Origin of the sequence: Bacteroides sp. Marseille-P3684 (genome assembly GCF_900291465.1) — a bacterium.
Taxonomy (GTDB): Bacteria; Bacteroidota; Bacteroidia; order Bacteroidales; family Bacteroidaceae; genus Phocaeicola_A.
Genome location: NZ_LT985808.1, coordinates 3,593,995 through 3,612,078, shown reverse-complemented (window position 1 = coordinate 3,612,078; position 18,084 = coordinate 3,593,995). Strand labels below are relative to the sequence as shown.

The window sequence follows — 18,084 nt, the reverse complement described above, 5'->3', positions numbered from 1 at the left end:
GTTTTTCTACTGACAAAGAGCTGTTTCAAAAGGACGCAATATCGAAGGCACGGATTTCACGGATACACACAGCGGGAAGTTTGTTTCGACGACCGGTGAGATCCTTGAGGTCCGTGCTTTTTTGCATGATGACAAACCCATCCTTTCCTGAAACAGCTTCTTTTGTCCTATAATGAACGAAACCAACTGAAGACTTTATGCACAAAGCAGGATTTGTAAACATCGTGGGAAACCCCAATGTGGGGAAATCCACCCTGATGAACCTTCTGGTCGGCGAACGTATATCCATCGCCACTTTTAAGGCACAGACGACCCGGCATCGCATCATGGGTATTATCAATACGGATGAGATGCAGATTGTTTTCTCTGACACTCCGGGAGTGCTTAAGCCAAACTATAAGTTGCAGGAGTCCATGCTCAACTTCTCCGAGTCGGCACTGAAAGATGCCGATGTGTTGCTTTATGTAACTGACGTTGTGGAGAAGCCTGATAAGAATCTCGACTTCATCCAGAAGGTGCAGGCGATGGATGTTCCTGTTTTGCTGCTGATCAACAAGATTGACTTGAGCAACCAGGATGCTCTGACAAATCTTGTCGAGGAGTGGCATGGTTTGCTTCCCAAAGCGGAGATTATCCCTATATCCGCTACCGCCCGTTTCAATATCGATGCGGTGATGAAGCGTATCAAGGAGCTGCTTCCCGATTCTCCTCCCTATTTTGACAAAGACCAATGGACCGATCGTCCGGCACGCTTTTTTGTGACTGAAATCATCCGTGAGAAGATTCTCCTGTATTATGACAAGGAGATTCCGTATGCTGTAGAAGTGGCTGTGGAGCAGTTTAAGGAAGATGAGAAGTCTATTCACATCAATGTGGTCATCTATGTGGAACGGGAGTCGCAGAAGGGCATCATCATTGGAAAACAAGGACGGGCTTTGAAGAAGGTAGCCACAGAAGCACGCAAGTCACTGGAGAAATTCTTCGGCAAAAGTATCTATCTGGAGACCTTTGTCAAGGTGGATAAGGACTGGCGCAGCTCAGATAAGGAGTTGAAAAACTTCGGTTACAACCTGGATTGAATAACAACCTGACAGACTGTGAAGTCGTCATAGTAAAGAGAAATTATTTATGGGAAACTTAGTAGCGATTGTCGGACGTCCCAATGTGGGAAAGTCGACACTGTTCAATCGCCTCACCCGTACACGGCAGGCGATTGTGAACGATGAAGCCGGAACGACCCGCGACCGCCAATATGGAAAAAGCGAATGGAACGGACAGGAATTCTCCGTGGTGGATACCGGGGGATGGGTGGTCAATTCCGACGACATCTTTGAAGAAGAAATACGCAAGCAGGTAATCATAGCCATCGACGAGGCGGACGTGGTGCTGTTTCTGGTCGATGTGGTCAATGGGGTGACTGACCTCGACATGGAGGTTGCCTCTATTCTGCGGCGTTCCAAGCTGCCCGTGATCGTGGTGGCCAATAAGACTGACAACAATGATTTGCAATATAGTGCAGCTGAGTTTTACAAGCTCGGGCTGGGTGATCCTCATTGTATCTCTGCTCTTAGCGGAAGTGGTACGGGCGATTTGCTGGATTTGGTAATCAGTAAGTTCAAGAAAGACTCCGGTGAGCTGCTGGATGACGAAATCCCCCGTTTTGCGGTGGTGGGACGTCCCAATGCCGGAAAATCGTCCATTATCAATTCCTTCATTGGAGAAGAACGCAACATCGTGACTGAGATTGCCGGAACAACCCGTGACTCCATCTATACCCGCTATGAGAAGTTCGGTTTCGACTTCTATCTGGTTGATACTGCCGGAATCCGTCGGAAGAACAAGGTGGTGGAAGATTTGGAATACTATTCGGTGATGCGTTCCATCCGTGCCATAGAGAATTCCGATGTGTGTATCCTCATGTTGGATGCTACACGCGGTGTCGAAGGACAAGATCTGAACATATTCTCCCTCATTCAGCGTAACCAGAAGGGGTTGGTTGTGGTGGTCAATAAGTGGGATTTGGTGGAAAACAAGAGCGATAAGGTGATGAAGACGTTTGAGAACGCCATTCGCAGCCGTTTGGCTCCGTTTACCGACTTTCCCATTATTTTCGCGTCGGCTCTCACCAAACAGCGTATCTATAAGGTGCTGGAGGCTGCCGAACAGGTTTATAAGAACCGTACGACACGCATCTCTACGGCTCGCCTGAATGAGGAAATGTTGCCTCTTATCGAGGCCTATCCGCCCCCTTCCATCAAAGGCAAGTATATTAAGATCAAGTATTGTACGCAGCTGCCCAACACCAAGGTACCTTCCTTCGTGTTTTTTGCAAACCTGCCGCAATATGTGAAGGAGCCTTACCGCCGTTTCTTGGAAAACAAGATGCGGGAACGCTGGTCGTTGAGCGGTACTCCCATCAATATATTTATACGTCAGAAGTAGGCTGGTGAACATTTCCTCTTCCGGACTGTTCCTGGATAAGATAATCCCGTTATGGCTTTTGTGGTTGTAGCGGGATTTTTTATATCCGACCGTCTTCCTCTTCACTTTGGGGCGTAGTGGAAGGAGGAGATGCAGGCAGTATCTGTCTGGTCAGTTTGTCCGGCATGTGCTTTTGTAGCGATTCATTCGTATTTTTCATATTCAAATTTTGTTATCTCTTTGCCTGCAAGAATGATTTCGCACACAGTTTTGTTAGATTGAGGTATACTAACTTCTTTTCTCCCTTTATGCTTGAGATAAGCCTTAGTGACTTCATCTTCATAAATGAGACGTACTGCAGCTTCTTCAAAATCGTCTAAAATATAGACTGTTTTGCCAGCCAATAACATCGTTTGTAGATACTTTAGGTTCATATTGGTATGTAAAGCTAGTTGTTCCTTATCAATATTCTACATCAAACCGCAACCACGCGTCCGCCTTTATGATTTGTCGCGACGTTGTTCCTTATCAGTATTCTACATCAAACCGCAACGTTGGGCCGCCGCTGACCATTTATCTATAGGTTGTTCCTTATCAATATTCTACATCAAACCGCAACATAGTCACAACTCTTTTATATTCACCTTGCGTTGTTCCTTATCAATATTCTACATCAAACCGCAACTATTGATTCAGTTTATTGACATTGCCCCGGGTTGTTCCTTATCAATATTCTACATCAAACCGCAACTCCTGAGCCACTCGAGCTCGGAGGGTGTCAGTTGTTCCTTATCAATATTCTACATCAAACCGCAACATACTCGTCGCGCAGACGCTTGACCGACAGTTGTTCCTTATCAATATTCTACATCAAACCGCAACAGCCTCTAATCAGGTATCCCGGTTGAAAGAGTTGTTCCTTATCAATATTCTACATCAAACCGCAACTACGTGGATTTTAAACGCGAATCAAAACAAGTTGTTCCTTATCAATATTCTACATCAAACCGCAACGGGGTCGGTCTGTGTGGCGCGCAACCCCTTGTTGTTCCTTATCAATATTCTACATCAAACCGCAACTACTGTAGAGAGTATAAGAATATGATATAGTTGTTCCTTATCAATATTCTACATCAAACCGCAACTCCGGATAACGTTCTCTGATAATTGATAAGTTGTTCCTTATCAATATTCTACATCAAACCGCAACCTTGACGCCGGACTACCTGTAAATAATGTGTTGTTCCTTATCAATATTCTACATCAAACCGCAACTAGAGAGCGGAGCGTCCACGGCATTACGAGGTTGTTCCTTATCAATATTCTACATCAAACCGCAACTTAGATGAAAATGCTAATGTACTAGATAAAGTTGTTCCTTATCAATATTCTACATCAAACCGCAACGACTCCAGCCCCTGGCTGTTTTACTACCGGTTGTTCCTTATCAATATTCTACATCAAACCGCAACCCACGCCTAACGTATTGTTGCTTCCTTATTGTTGTTCCTTATCAATATTCTACATCAAACCGCAACGAAATTGCCGCCAAGGCCGAAGCCGCGCAAGTTGTTCCTTATCAATATTCTACATCAAACCGCAACTCCGAAGATGCTCTCGATGGTCTTCGACTGGTTGTTCCTTATCAATATTCTACATCAAACCGCAACACCAACATGCCTATGATGTTCAGCCGACGAGTTGTTCCTTATCAATATTCTACATCAAACCGCAACCCAGTTCGCGTGCCAGGGCGAACTCGCCAAGTTGTTCCTTATCAATATTCTACATCAAACCGCAACTACTCATAGGTTGATGTTCCACTTGCATTAGTTGTTCCTTATCAATATTCTACATCAAACCGCAACTCCGACGGTTAGCCGAACGGGATTGGGATAGTTGTTCCTTATCAATATTCTACATCAAACCGCAACTACAATTATGAAATCTTACGAAAATGCCGAGTTGTTCCTTATCAATATTCTACATCAAACCGCAACGATAGTCCATTGCTGAATCGAAAAGGGGTAGTTGTTCCTTATCAATATTCTACATCAAACCGCAACGCGACAGGTCGCGATGAATCAAGAATTTGAGTTGTTCCTTATCAATATTCTACATCAAACCGCAACTGCATTTACTGCATAACATAGATGGAACGAGTTGTTCCTTATCAATATTCTACATCAAACCGCAACTAGACAGCGTAGCCTGTGCCGCCGTAGCGTGTTGTTCCTTATCAATATTCTACATCAAACCGCAACTTGCTGGTGTCGCTTCTGCTGGCTCAAACGTTGTTCCTTATCAATATTCTACATCAAACCGCAACTAAACACTGCCGCTTTCGCTCGCTTGCGTGTTGTTCCTTATCAATATTCTACATCAAACCGCAACTTTTCCGCGATTCCGTTCTTCGCTATCCAGGTTGTTCCTTATCAATATTCTACATCAAACCGCAACTACAACATCCTGTACCGTGTAGAGTATGTAGTTGTTCCTTATCAATATTCTACATCAAACCGCAACTAAAAACTGAATCTTACTTGAAAAGCCATGGTTGTTCCTTATCAATATTCTACATCAAACCGCAACGAATGCATTCACTCCGCTGATTAATAACTATGTTGTTCCTTATCAATATTCTACATCAAACCGCAACGTATGCGCTTTATTTGATTCATAATCAATGATTAAGTTCAATAATGGCGATACAATTGCGAAATGAAGAGCTTTGTTGGAAACAAAAATATTAAAAAAATTCTAGTTGTTGTGGTTCCGGATAAGCCTTTTTCTCAATTTCACCCCAAATGTTGATGATGTTGGAGTATTGCTTGTCTGTGACAGACAAAATGCTTACAGAGCCTTTAGGCGGAACACATGATTTTACCCGTTTGATATGGACTTTGGAACTTTCCAAAGACCCGCAGAAGCGGATGTAGACGCTGTATTGAAAGCGTGTGAAACCATCTTTTTCCAGGCTTTTTCGGAACTTGGCTGCCAATCCTCGTTCTTTCTTGGTTGTGGTTGGCAGGTCAAACATTACAAATAACCACATGATATGATATGCATTAAGTCTTAGTTCGCTCATTTGACCGACGGTAAGTTGAGTGTTTTGTGTTCATTGATGTAGCATTTGGCCAAAGAGGCCATCGTGATGGAAAGTCCAACGGAAAGTGGACGGGTAACTTTTTCGTAATAGGTGTCACAATACAGGGATGCTATCAGCTTACCCTTATTTTCTTTGGTAAGTTCAGATTGGTTCTGTCGGAACAAGTCATAGACTATTTCGTCTACGAAGGGTCTGAATGGTTCCATGATATCATCAGCCAATGGAAAAGCATTGCTCCTGTGATGATGAAAAATGCCCAGGGCAGGGAATAAGCCGGAACTAAGAGCTGCCCTGACTGTAGCTGCCCGCAAAATGGCATATCCATAATTCAGGAAGGCATTGATCCCACCGGCATTACGGTCACGGGTGAACTCCTTTCCGAACAAAGTCTTGAAATACAGTCTGGCTGCAATACCTTCTTTATTGTCGCTGTCTCCGGATTTTACATTCATGTACAGGGGCTTCAAAGACTCTCCGTCAAGTCCCAGCTTATTCAGAAGCAGGCTTTGGTTCTTGATTTTGGAGACTATAATCTGCCTCCACAAATTCTTCTTCAAGACTTCTCCGGCAACGAGCTGTTCACTGATAATCTTCCCTTGGGTGAGGTTGGAATCAAAATTGAGCAACATGGACTGTGGCAATCCCTTCTCGTCACAGAATACAACTGCTATATTGTTGGAAGCAAGCTCATTCAGTAGGGGCATCGAGATGGATACCATGGGGTGATTGATTAAAACGAAGCCTATGTCTTCGATGGGAATCGTACGTTTTTCATCAGGCAGTTCCTTAAAGGATACGACAAGTTGTTTATCCTTCAGCCGTAAGATAACGGGATTTTCAAAGACTAGACTTCGTTTTAACATGGCATTTGTGTTTTATAGGTTATTGAATTGTTTATGAGCTCGGATATGCGCAACACGAAACCCGGTTATTTTCGGAGAGGCTCAATCTCTCCTAAGATATTCATGCGGAAATCGGTACCTTCAACCAGGGCTTTAAATTGTGTATGGTACAGGAAAATGACGGGGCGATGTTCTTCACCCTCTTTATAGGCTCCATTCTGGGCTTTTAGGTCCTTTGCCTGCCGGGCTTCCTGATGGTATCTCAGTTGGATTGTGCCATACTGATTCCCGGTTACAGTCATGGAAGACAGTCCAGTGACTTTGTAAAGCCGTTTGCAGATGTCTGCCTGATTGGTGAAATCGATTTCTTCCGGAGAGTTCTCATAGAGCAGCACCAGAGTTCCCGTGTACAACCTGTATTTCAAGGGGAATTGCGACTTCGCACTTACGGGAGGCAGTATCGAGCTGACGACGCCTTGTTTTCGTGCCGTCTTGAGTTGTCGCACGGCTTCCAGATTATTTACCAGGATGAATTCACGCTTGGTCTTTTTCTTGATGCACCCTTCATAAATTCCCATGACATAGTTCGACTCATTCGTGACATAATAGGGCCGCTTGTACTCTTTCGCTGAAGCGTCGCGGTGCCTGCGTATAGCCAGTGGTGAGGCGATTTTGGTGAAGCATCTTACCTTTTTGATGGTGATGCCTTTCTCCTCGTTCATATAGATGGTGCCGGCAAGTGCTTCTTTTAATCCCTTTTCCTGGATAGCCGCCTGCACTTTCTCCCGTACAGTCTTGTCGACAATGTCTTTCACGTCCTTTTCGCTTAAGGAGCTCAGCGCTTTGCGCACGACATACCTTATGACGCCATCCTTTTGGATTGCTCCATAATAGGTGTCATTGTGCAGGCTTCCGCGTGCACTGTCGCTTTCTGACAGGACATTTCCGCCCTTTGTCCGGACTCTCTTACGGGTCTTCTTTGTCAGGTTGTTCCGTGTCTCATGTACGACCAGAAGTTCTGCTTCCAGTGCTTGGAGGTCCTGTGTGAAGGTAGCCCAAGGTTTTGGGAATACAGGTTTGTTTCCCTTGTTCAGTCGGAAGTCTTCTTCCTGTCGGTAGTAGGATGCCATCCGTGCATATTCCGTAGGATTGATGCAGGCAATGACGATTGCGTCGATGCAATGGTGGGCATGGTTGTCCCGTGACTTCTGTTCGTAGAGGTTCTGCAGTCCCCACAATCTGCGGAATTCAGCCGTGATGGGGCCCTTGATGACGTAGACCTGTTTCCGGTTGCGCTCTTTGACATGGTGGAAGAGCGATTTCAGGAACAGCCCTGCATATTTGCCAATCAATCCGATACCGGTCCCTTGTCTCAGGCTGAACCCTTCAGGGACTTCAGTCATCGTGAATCGCTGGTATTTCTGGAACCAGTAGTCACGTTCCAGTTCCAGCAGATGCCTTTTGCGGATGATGTTGTCTTTCGATGCTTTGTCCATGCCGGGATGCGTACGGAGTTTATTTATTTTGACGGTCAGCTCTTCGTATTTGTCTTTCCAAGGTTTTATCCGCGTCAGGATGCTTTCATGTTCCGCCAGTTGCGACGGCATCCTGTTGCCTTTCACCGTTCGGTTGTATGTCCGCTCACACAGCGTCAGGTTCATCCGTGTGCTGTCGCCTCCCATACTTTGTGGTATGGTGTGCTCGATGTCATATCTGGGGTTGGGGCCGATGAAATCCGTCAGTCCGATTTGTTCCCCGGTATACAGGCACAGGTGCTGCTGCTCCTCCCAGAGCTGGTATTTCAGAAGCTCCTCTTGGGTCGGTTCGATGACTTTTCCGAACTCGTCAGCATAAACTTTCCGAATCTTCTCGGCATAATCTTTGCGTCGGGTTTCCTGTTCACGTTGCCACTGGTTGATGGCCCAACGTCGGTTGGCGTCATTCAATTCACGGGCATATTCAATGTGGACTTCCGTTTCGGAGTCAATAGTCTTTTCTTTAAGCAGTTGGTTGACGACCCTTCGCAGGATGTGTAGCGAGCGCATGGCCATCGGGTTGCGTATGGCGTTTGTTGCAGGAGAGCCCAGTTGGTAGATGCCCTGTCCGTCTGCCTTTGCATCCGGGTATGTCTCAATCATTGAGGGGTGGTAGAGCCGGTCTGCTTTTCCCGGAGCCAGTTCGTAGTTGTTGAGCAGGAAGTCCTTGATGCAGAAGTCCAGGGTCTGTTGCAATGCCTTGTCGGATGCAGTGAAGTTATCCAACAGCTCTTGCAGGTTGTCCATGATGAACTGACGTTGCCTGGGGTCGTTCCACCTGTCCATACCTATAATATAAGGTATGTTTGCCAGCATCACTGCATGCGAATAGATGAATCCCTGACGCAGGAAAGGCAGTATCTTGTTGACGGCTTTCAAGCTGAGTGCAGCAAAGGCTGCCGGCAGTGTGATGTCGGCAAATTCTCCGGCACAGGCTTCGTCCAGTCCCAGTTTCTCCATGCCCCATGCGCGGAGTTTCTCTTTGGATGAGAATGAGTACAATACGTTCCAAACTTCGTTGACAATCTCCTCGTCCGATTTCCGCGTATCGTTCCGGCTGCGGTAGGCATTGACGAGGTTGCGCTCCCAAGACTCTCCGAAGACGGCTGTCAGCTTTGCCGTGACCGGGCATCCGCTGACGCCTTGACTAAGGGCATAGTTGAACTGGTAGGGTTTCTGTGCTCCCTCTTTGTCCCGGATGCAGGCATATTTGCCTTTGCCGGCGATGGCCTTGGCTATATCCTCAAAGTCGAAGTTGGCTTTTGACTTGCGTAAGAACAAAGGCTTGATTTTCTCCTTTTCCGAGGGGCTCAACGGACGCAGGCTGTCATCCGACGGACCTTTTACCTTGACATTGTTGAGAAAAGACAGCATGCGGAATTCCTCATACCGCGGATGGGACAGGGCGCAACGCGGTTTGTCCGGTTCAAAGGTACATTTTCCCACACCTGCGCGCTGTGATTTCAGCGGACGCTGGAAGTAGATGGCTCTTCTCAGCTTGTCGACAAGTTCGTCGCCCAGTTGCTGTCTTTGGCAGATGGCTTCGAACTCTTTCTGATAATGTTGTATTCGGTCGGTGTATCGGGCGCGCAGGGTGACTTGATTGCCGCATTCCTGATAGAGCCGGTAGAAATAATCGCCCAGGTATTGGCAACCTGCTTTTTCCATTTCCTCGTTCAGTTGGGAAATGTCAGACTTTACAGCCCCGGTTTCATCGGTATTGCTCTTCTGTTCCAGTCGGTTGCTGAGGAATCCCCTGCGTTGTGCCAGGTGATAGAGTGCTCTTCCCAGTCTGTACCGGTTCTCCTGCAGACGGAGGTCCAGCCGTTCATGCAGGCAGACATGCCTGTCATGATAGGGGTTCTGGTCGTTGGCATCGTTGGTCCGTAACCACAGGCGGAAGTCTTCGTTAGTAGGGTAGACCTTACGCGTCATCCACTGGTGCAGTTCCTCGTGGGAGAGATAGGGGCATAACTGATGTTCGACAAGTATCTCCAGCACTTTTATTTTCAGCATCCTCCTTCTGAAATAATGCTTCCGGGTGCTCCGATGCCCGGTGCGCTCTGAAGCTCTTGACTTTTCAATATTTCCCTTTTCGATGTTTACTCCTTCTTGGAATATCACATCTCCTCTCTTGACAAGGGTATAATTGTCACAGTTTGTGCGGTCAACGACAGCCCACCCCAGGCTGTTGGTACCTACATCGATTCCTAGTATGCGTTTACTCATGGTTGTGTGATTAAAAGTTGTCTATAAAACTAGGAATAAACTTGTATATGACAAAATGAGTTGTTACATTTGTGCCATAAGATCTACATCTTATCGCAATAAGGCTATATGCCGAAGGAGTTTTCTCCTACGCCCCTCTTCGGAGGGGCTTTTTTTGTGCTTCGGATACGTCCTCGGAACGTTGTGGGGCGAACGTATGGAGATAAAATCGAAAAGAGGATGTGCCGGATGACACACCCTCTTTTCGATTTATTATGTTGCGTTATGTTTGTGCTATGACGAAAGCCCTTGCCGGCTTATTGCGGACGGCTGTAGTTGGGAGCCTCGCTGGTGATGGTCACATCGTGCGGGTGGCTTTCCATCACACCGGCATTGGTGATGCGGGTAAACTTGGCATTGTGCAGCTGTTCGATGTTGGCAGCACCACAGTAACCCATACCGGAACGCAGACCACCAATCAGCTGGTAGATGACCTCATAGAGACTGCCTCTGTAAGGCACACGTCCGGCAATGCCCTCGGGGACAAGCTTCTTCACGTCGGACTCTCCACTCTGGAAATAGCGGTCTTTCGAACCGTTCTCCATTGCTTCCAACGAACCCATACCGCGGTAGGACTTGAACTTACGTCCGTTGAAGATGATGGTTTCACCCGGTGACTCTTCCGTTCCGGCTACCAGTGAACCAATCATCACGGAGTATCCTCCGGCAGCCAACGCCTTCACGACATCGCCTGAATAGCGCAAGCCACCGTCGGCAATCAAGGGAACACCTGTGCCTTCCAGCTCTTTGGCTACATCGTATACCGCAGACAGCTGTGGAACACCCACACCGGCTACGACACGGGTCGTACAGATGGAACCCGGACCGATGCCCACTTTGACTGCATCCGCTCCGGCATCAACCAGGGCACGTGCAGCGGCAGCCGTAGCGATGTTGCCCACTACGATGTCGATGTTGGGGAACTCGCGTTTCGCTTCTTTCAGTTTTTCGATGACGAACTTCGAGTGTCCGTGAGCCGTGTCGATGACAATGGCATCCGCTCCGGCATTAACCAGTGCACGCATACGTTCGAGGGTATCGTTGGTCACGCCGACACCGGCAGCTACACGCAGACGGCCTTTGGCATCCTTGCAAGCCATCGGTTTGTCTTTGGCTTTGGTGATATCCTTGTAAGTAATCAGGCCCACCAGTTTGTTATCCTTGTCGACAACGGGGAGTTTCTCGATTTTGTTCTCTTGCAGAATCTGTGTGGCAGCCTCCATGTCAGTCTGTTGAGTCGTGGTCACGAGATGCTCTTTGGTCATCACTTCCTCGATGCTCTTGTTCATGTTCTTTTCAAAGCGGAGGTCACGGTTGGTCACGATTCCCACCAGGTGACGTTCGTCGTCCACCACGGGAATACCGCCGATGTGATATTCAGCCATCAGGTTCAATGCGTCGCGTACGGTCGAACCGCGCTTGATGGTCACAGGGTCGTAAATCATACCGTTTTCAGCACGTTTCACGATGGCTACCTGACGGGCTTGTTCCTCGATGGACATGTTCTTGTGGATGACACCGATGCCACCTTCGCGTGCAATGGCAATCGCCATCTTGGCTTCGGTCACAGTGTCCATGGCAGCTGTCACAAAGGGGATGTTCAGAGTAATGTTACGTGAGAATTTCGTCGTGAGTTCGACGGTGCGGGGTAATACTTCAGAATAGGCCGGAATCAAAAGAACGTCATCATACGTCAGTCCGTCCATCACAATTTTATCTGCAACAAATGACATAGGGCTTTTAAGCTTTAGAATTTATTGCGTGCAAATATACACGTTTTATCCGTTACGGCGGAAATACCGTCGTGCGTTTTTTATATTTTTTTACTCTTTTCCACGGCATCCCGATTGCACGGATAAAGAGACCCCCGCCATGATTTACAACATCATAGCGGGGGTCCCCGACGGCTCTTTCCGAGCCGGATATGTCTATGGAATCAATTGGCCATTTCCGAAATGAACTTGATGCGCACCAGGCGTATTTCGTCTTCGGTGTATTCGTCGCCCAGCTCCTTCATCGCCACTTCCAGGCTGTCGGTAGTCGACTCCTTGAAGTAGTCGTAGATGTCGTCCACGTGGTCTTCGTCCATCACATCCTCCAGGAAATAGTCGATGTTGAGTTTCGTGCCGGAGTAGACGATGGCTTCCACCTCGTCGAGCAGTTCGCCGAACTCGATACCCTTTGCCAGGGCGATGTCGTCAAGCGCCACTTTGCGGTCGATGCTTTGGATGATGGACACCTTCAGCTTCGATTTGTTGGCGACCGTGCGGACTCTCAGGTCTTCGGGGCGTTCGATTTCGTTCTCCTCGCAATGGCGTTTGATGAGTGCACAGAACTCGGAACCGTAGCGTTTGGCTTTTCCGGCTCCCACACCCGGGATGTTCTGCAACTCCTCCAGTGTGACGGGATAGATGGTTGCCATCGCTTCGAGCGACGGGTCCTGGAAGATGACGTAGGGCGGCACTTCCAGTTTCTTCGAGAGTTTCTTGCGCAGGTCCTTCAGCATGGAGTAGAGTGCCGGGTCGACAGCGCACGAGGCACCTCCGCGAACGGGAGTCTCCTCCTCTTCCTCTTCAAAGTCATTGTCTTCAACTATCTTGAATGATTTCGGGTGTTTCAGGAATTTCTTTCCTTCCGCCGTCACCTTCAGCAGTCCGTAGTTCTCCACGTCCTTGCTGAGGTATCCGGCAATGAGTGCCTGGCGGATTACGGCATTCCAGAGCTTGTCTTCTTCGCCCGTGCCGGAGCCAAACACTTCCAGTTCTTCGTGTTTGTGGTCTAATACCTCTGTCGTTTCTTTTCCGAGAATGACGTCAATCACATATTCTGCCTTGAACTTTTCCTTGACGGCAAGAACTGTTTCAATGACGGTACACAATAAATCTTGAGCTTCCACTTGTTTCTTAGGGTTTAAACAATTGTCACAATTTCCACAATTATCTTCCTTGTACGTTTCGCCGAAGTAGTGCAGCAGCAGCTTCCGGCGGCACACGGAAGATTCGGCATAGGCAGCTGTTTCTTGCAGAAGCTGTCGGCCAATGTCCTGTTCTGCCACAGGTTTCCCTTCCATAAACTTCTCCAGTTTCTGGAGATCCTTGTTTGAATAAAAAGCGATGCATCGGCCTTCTCCACCGTCGCGTCCGGCGCGTCCGGTCTCCTGATAATACCCTTCAAGACTCTTCGGCATGTCATAGTGGATGACATAACGCACGTCAGGCTTGTCGATGCCCATGCCGAAAGCAATGGTCGCCACGATGACGTCGACCTTTTCCATGAGGAACTGGTCCTGGGTCGCTGAACGGGTGGCAGAGTCCATGCCTGCATGATAGGCGCGTGCGTTGATGTTGTTGGCACGCAGGATTTCGGCGAGCTCTTCCACCTTCTTCCGGCTCAGGCAATAGATGATGCCCGACTTGCCACTGTTGTTTTTGATATATCGGATGATGTCCTTGTCTATGTTTTTGGTCTTCGGGCGTACTTCGTAGTACAGGTTCGGACGGTTGAACGACGACTTGAACTCCTTGGCATCGACGATGCCGAGGCTCTTCTTGATGTCGCTTCTTACCTTGTCGGTTGCAGTTGCCGTGAGGGCAATGACGGGTGCGTTGCCGATTTCGTTGATGATGGGGCGGATGCGCCGGTATTCGGGGCGGAAGTCATGTCCCCACTCCGAGATACAGTGTGCTTCGTCGACGGCATAGAACGAGATTTTGACACCTTTGAGGAACTCCACGTTCTCCTCCTTCGTCAACGATTCAGGGGCGACATACAGCAACTTGGTCTTGCCGGAGAGGATGTCGCTCTTCACCTGGTCGATGGCAGCTTTGGTCAACGACGAATTGATGAAGTGCGCCACTCCGTCTTCTTCGCATACGTTCCGTATGGCATCCACCTGGTTTTTCATCAGGGCTATCAGAGGAGAGATTACAATAGCCGTCCCCTCCATCAATAAAGACGGAAGCTGATAGCACAAAGACTTACCGCCTCCGGTGGGCATGAGCACGAACGTGTCATTACCCGCCATGAGGTTGCGGATAATAGCTTCCTGCTCTCCTTTAAACGTATCGAAACCAAAGAACTTTTTTAGTTGCGCTGTTAAATCTGTTTTCTCCGCCATATCGCTTGTTCTCGTTAATTGAATAAATCGAAATGAATGACTAACAAAATTATAAACAACTTACTATAAAGTACAAATTATTTCGATACTATTTTCGGGTTCCGACGCAATAAGTCCCCTCTTTTTCGGCTCCCGACCTCGTTCAGGCATTCTGCAGGCGCGACAGGTTGGCCTTGCCCAACTGCTGCTTGGCGTAGTCCAGTGTCACCTTGAACTCCGTGACATGCTTGGAGGGCACCTCATACATGGTGTCGATCATGATGGTTTCCACGATGGAACGCAGTCCGCGGGCGCCGAGTTTGTACTCGATGGCCTTGTCGACAATGAACTCAAACACTTCCGGCTCGAAGGACAGCTCCACACCGTCCATGGCGAAGAGTTTGATGTATTGCTTGATGACCGAATTTTTCGGTTCCGTCAGGATGCTTCGCAGGGCGGTGCGGTCCAGCGGATTCAGGTAGGTCAGAATCGGCAGACGTCCGATGATTTCGGGGATGAGTCCGAAGGCCTTCAGGTCCTGCGGGGCAATGTATTGGATCATGTTCTCCTTGTCGATGTGCATCGTGTTCTGGACTGCTCCGTAACCGACCACGTGGGTGTTCAGGCGTTGGGCTATCTTCTTCTCGATGCCGTCGAACGCGCCGCCGCAGATGAACAGGATGTTCTTCGTGTTCACCGGAATCATCTTCTGGTCGGGGTGCTTGCGTCCACCCTGAGGCGGAACATTCACGACCGAACCTTCCAACAGCTTGAGCAGGCCTTGCTGCACACCTTCTCCGCTGACATCGCGGGTGATGGAGGGGTTGTCGCCCTTGCGCGCAATTTTGTCGATTTCGTCGATGAACACGATACCTCTTTCAGCCTCTGCCACATTGTAGTCGGCAACCTGAAGCAGACGGGTGAGGATGCTCTCGATGTCCTCGCCCACGTATCCGGCTTCGGTCAGCACGGTGGCGTCGACGATGGTGAAGGGGACATGAAGCAGCTTGGCAATGGTGCGGGCGAGCAGTGTCTTGCCCGTACCGGTGCTGCCCACCATGATGATGTTCGACTTCTCGATTTCCACATCGTCGCCTTCGTCTTTCTGAAGCAGACGTTTATAATGGTTGTAGACCGACACCGACAGGTAGCGCTTGGCATCGTCCTGCCCGATGACATACTGGTCGAGGAATTCCTTGATTTCTTTGGGCTTGGGCAGGTCGTTCAGGTTCAGACGGGAGAGCCGTCCTTTCATCACCTCGCCCATTGCCTCCTGGGTGATTTCGTGGGCCTGCTCTGCACAGTCGTTGCAGATGCAGCCCTCCAGTCCGGTGATGAGAAAGCCGACTTCGCTCTCCGGACGTCCGCAGAAGCTACAATGTCTCTTTGATTTATTCTTTGAATCCAATGTCTTGTTAGGTTTTTAGTTTTTGAGTCCTTGAGTTACGGGGTCACTTCTTGCGTGCCAGGACCTCGTCGATCATGCCGTAGTCTTTGGCTTCCTGGGCTGTCATCCAGTAGTCGCGGTCAGAGTCTGCCCACACTTTGTCAAACTCGGTGTGAGAGTGGTCGGCGATGATGCTGTAGAGTTCCTTTTTCAACTTCTGGATTTCGCGGGCCGTGATCTCGATGTCCGACGCTTGTCCCTGTGCACCGCCCATCGGCTGGTGTATCATCACGCGCGAGTGGGTCAGCGCGGAACGTTTGCCCTCTTTTCCGGCTACCAGCAGAACGGCTGCCATGGAGGCTGCCATACCGGTACAGATGGTGGCTACGTCGCTGGAGATGAACTGCATGGTGTCATAGATGCCCAGACCGGCGTAGACCGAACCGCCGGGAGAGTTGATGTAGATGGAGATGTCCTTGCCCGGGTCGACGGAGTCGAGATAGAGCAACTGTGCCTGCAAGGTGTTGGCGGTATAGTCGTCGATGGGAGTGCCCAGGAAGATGATGCGGTCCATCATCAGGCGGGAGAACACGTCGAGCTGGGTCACGTTGAGCTGACGTTCCTCGAGGATGTACGGATTGAGATAACCCTGCGACTTGATGACGTCGTCGAGTACCATACTGTTCATTCCCAAATGTTTGGTGGCGTACTTTCTAAAATCGTCTGTCATATTCATTGCTTAATTAGTTAGGGTCAGGCCCTTAAGGAGTGCCGGGCATGCAGCGCGGCAACCGCTCGGTAAGGGTCAAAAAAGAGAGGCTTCTGGCTCTCCGATATTGCGCACAAATGTACAATATAACTCGTACCAAAAGCCTCCCTTTTAGGAAGATTTAGCAAAACAAGCTGCTTATTCGAACATCTTGTTGAAGTCTTCTACAGAGACAGTCTTGTTGTTCAGTTTCACTTTATCTTTCAGAGCCTTAGCCAGCTTCGACTCTACGCTGCGGTTAACCAGCTGCTCGACGCTGTCCTTTCTCTTGAGCATTTCCTTGGCGTAGTTGTCCAGCATGTCATCGGGCACGTTCAGCATGCCGTACTGTGCGAACTGGATGCGGGTAACCTCCTTCGCCATGTCCATGATGTCGTTGTTGTCGACCTTGATTTCGTTGGCAGCAACCAGTTTCTCCTTGATGAGGTGCCAGGTCAGCTCCTCGATGCTGCGGTCGTAGTTCTCGGCTACGAAAGCTTCGCCCTTCTCCTGGTTGTTGAGCAGCATGATGCGCTTCAGGATGGCATCCGGGAATTCCAGCTTGCCGATTTTCTTCATCAGGTATTCGCGGGTGTCGATGAGGAACTTGTAGTTGCTGTCGTTGACAAACTGCTCTTCCAGTTCGCTCTTGATTTTGCCGCGGAACTCCTCTTCGCTCTTCACGACCCCTTCGCCGAAGATGTTGTCGAACAACTCCTGGTTGAGTTCGCCCGGAACGAAGTGGGTGATTTCTTCTACCTGGAAGCTGAAGTTGCCCTTCACGTTGGCAACGGCATCCTTCTCAATCTTCAGCAAGGAAGCGATTTCAGCCTCGTTGCCGTCAAAGGCAACCGACGGGTTGAACACCAGCACCTCGTTGGTCTTGGCATTGGCAAAGATAGCCTTCTGCTCGTCGTTCTTCATATAGGTAGGCATCATCACGGCGTTCTCAACCTGGATGCCGCCTTCCTTCACGTTGTTGTTCTCGTCGAGCTCGGCAATCAGACCTTTCAGCATGTCACCTTCGGTGTACTCCTGTACGCTCTCGTAGTTTCCGCCACGCTGTGCGTACATTTTCACCTGACGCTCAACCAGCTCGTCGTTTACGTCGATGGTATAGTAGTCGATTTCATCGTTGGTGTCAAGCACGACGTCGAACTCCGGAGCCAGGGCAATGTCGAATACAAATTCGAAAGCCTCGTCCTTTGCAAAGTCGATGGCGGGTTGCTTCTCTTCATTGGGAAGGGGCTCGCCCAACATGTTCACCTTGTTATCTTTCAGATATTCATAAACCTTTTCCTGAAGCACTTTGTTCACTTCCTCAGCCTTGATGGCAGTTCCATACTGCTTCTTGATCAAGCCCATCGGAACCATACCCGGACGGAAACCCGGCATGTTTGCCTTTTTGCGGAAGTCTTTCAGGGCCTTCTCAACTCGTGCCTCGTAGTCTTCTTTTTCCAATTTTACCGTAAGCAGTGCGCTTACCTTGTCAATGTTCTCTAATGAAACGTTCATTCTGACAATTTATTTTTAATGATTACTATTTTTATTGCGACTTTACCTCATTATTAATCATAAGAGTGCGCAAAATTAGCGTTATTCTTTTAAATCCCCAAAAAGAGAATGGATTAAATTGCAGTTCCGCTTTTTTCAGGGCAGCGTAAGACGGATGCCTGAA

The 18,084-nt window shown here is 48.7% G+C and carries 11 protein-coding genes and 1 CRISPR repeat array; of the genes, 2 read left to right on the top strand and 9 right to left on the bottom strand.

Going from position 1 to position 18,084, the window contains the following annotated elements; genetic code table 11:
• Positions 1–197: 197 nt before the first annotated feature.
• The gene (gene era / locus C8275_RS14155) at positions 198–1,079 is read left to right on the top strand and encodes a GTPase Era (protein WP_022383337.1); all 882 of its coding nucleotides are present in this window, start codon (positions 198–200) and stop codon (positions 1,077–1,079) included.
• Between the two features lie 49 nt (positions 1,080–1,128).
• Positions 1,129–2,442, top strand: a complete 1,314-nt coding sequence (gene der / locus C8275_RS14150) for a ribosome biogenesis GTPase Der (RefSeq protein ID WP_022383336.1) — start codon at positions 1,129–1,131, stop codon at positions 2,440–2,442.
• Positions 2,443–2,624: 182 nt separating this feature from the next.
• Here der and C8275_RS14145 read toward each other — a convergent pair whose 3' ends face one another.
• From C8275_RS14145 to tig, 9 genes are all read right to left on the bottom strand, one after another.
• Positions 2,625–2,855, bottom strand: coding sequence for a hypothetical protein (locus C8275_RS14145; protein ID WP_157948294.1), 231 nt, complete (start codon positions 2,853–2,855; stop codon positions 2,625–2,627).
• A 17-nt stretch (positions 2,856–2,872) separates the two neighbouring features.
• A CRISPR array of direct repeats spans positions 2,873–5,080; the repeat unit is 36 nt; unit sequence GTTGTTCCTTATCAATATTCTACATCAAACCGCAAC.
• 90 nt (positions 5,081–5,170) lie between these two features.
• Entirely contained in the window at positions 5,171–5,509 is a 339-nt protein-coding gene (gene cas2 / locus C8275_RS14140) for a CRISPR-associated endonuclease Cas2 (protein ID WP_106625636.1), read from the bottom strand.
• Positions 5,506–6,393, bottom strand: a complete 888-nt coding sequence (gene cas1 / locus C8275_RS14135; protein ID WP_106625635.1) for a type II CRISPR-associated endonuclease Cas1 — start codon at positions 6,391–6,393, stop codon at positions 5,506–5,508. The genes cas2 and cas1 overlap by 4 nt, the downstream gene beginning before the upstream one ends.
• A 65-nt stretch (positions 6,394–6,458) precedes the next feature.
• The gene (gene cas9, locus C8275_RS14130; protein WP_106625634.1) at positions 6,459–10,136 is read right to left on the bottom strand and encodes a type II CRISPR RNA-guided endonuclease Cas9; all 3,678 of its coding nucleotides are present in this window, start codon (positions 10,134–10,136) and stop codon (positions 6,459–6,461) included.
• Between the two features lie 296 nt (positions 10,137–10,432).
• The gene (guaB, locus tag C8275_RS14125) at positions 10,433–11,908 is read right to left on the bottom strand and encodes an IMP dehydrogenase (RefSeq protein ID WP_106625633.1); all 1,476 of its coding nucleotides are present in this window, start codon (positions 11,906–11,908) and stop codon (positions 10,433–10,435) included.
• 203 nt (positions 11,909–12,111) lie between these two features.
• Entirely contained in the window at positions 12,112–14,292 is a 2,181-nt protein-coding gene (gene recQ / locus C8275_RS14120) for a DNA helicase RecQ (RefSeq protein ID WP_022385249.1), read from the bottom strand.
• A 142-nt stretch (positions 14,293–14,434) separates the two neighbouring features.
• Positions 14,435–15,679 (bottom strand): ATP-dependent Clp protease ATP-binding subunit ClpX, encoded by a 1,245-nt coding sequence (gene clpX / locus C8275_RS14115; RefSeq protein ID WP_106625632.1) that lies wholly within the window; start codon positions 15,677–15,679, stop codon positions 14,435–14,437.
• Between the two features lie 43 nt (positions 15,680–15,722).
• The gene (gene clpP / locus C8275_RS14110; RefSeq protein ID WP_106625631.1) at positions 15,723–16,388 is read right to left on the bottom strand and encodes an ATP-dependent Clp endopeptidase proteolytic subunit ClpP; all 666 of its coding nucleotides are present in this window, start codon (positions 16,386–16,388) and stop codon (positions 15,723–15,725) included.
• A 177-nt stretch (positions 16,389–16,565) separates the two neighbouring features.
• Positions 16,566–17,921, bottom strand: a complete 1,356-nt coding sequence (tig, locus tag C8275_RS14105; protein ID WP_106625630.1) for a trigger factor — start codon at positions 17,919–17,921, stop codon at positions 16,566–16,568.
• Between the last annotated feature and the right edge of the window lie 163 nt (positions 17,922–18,084).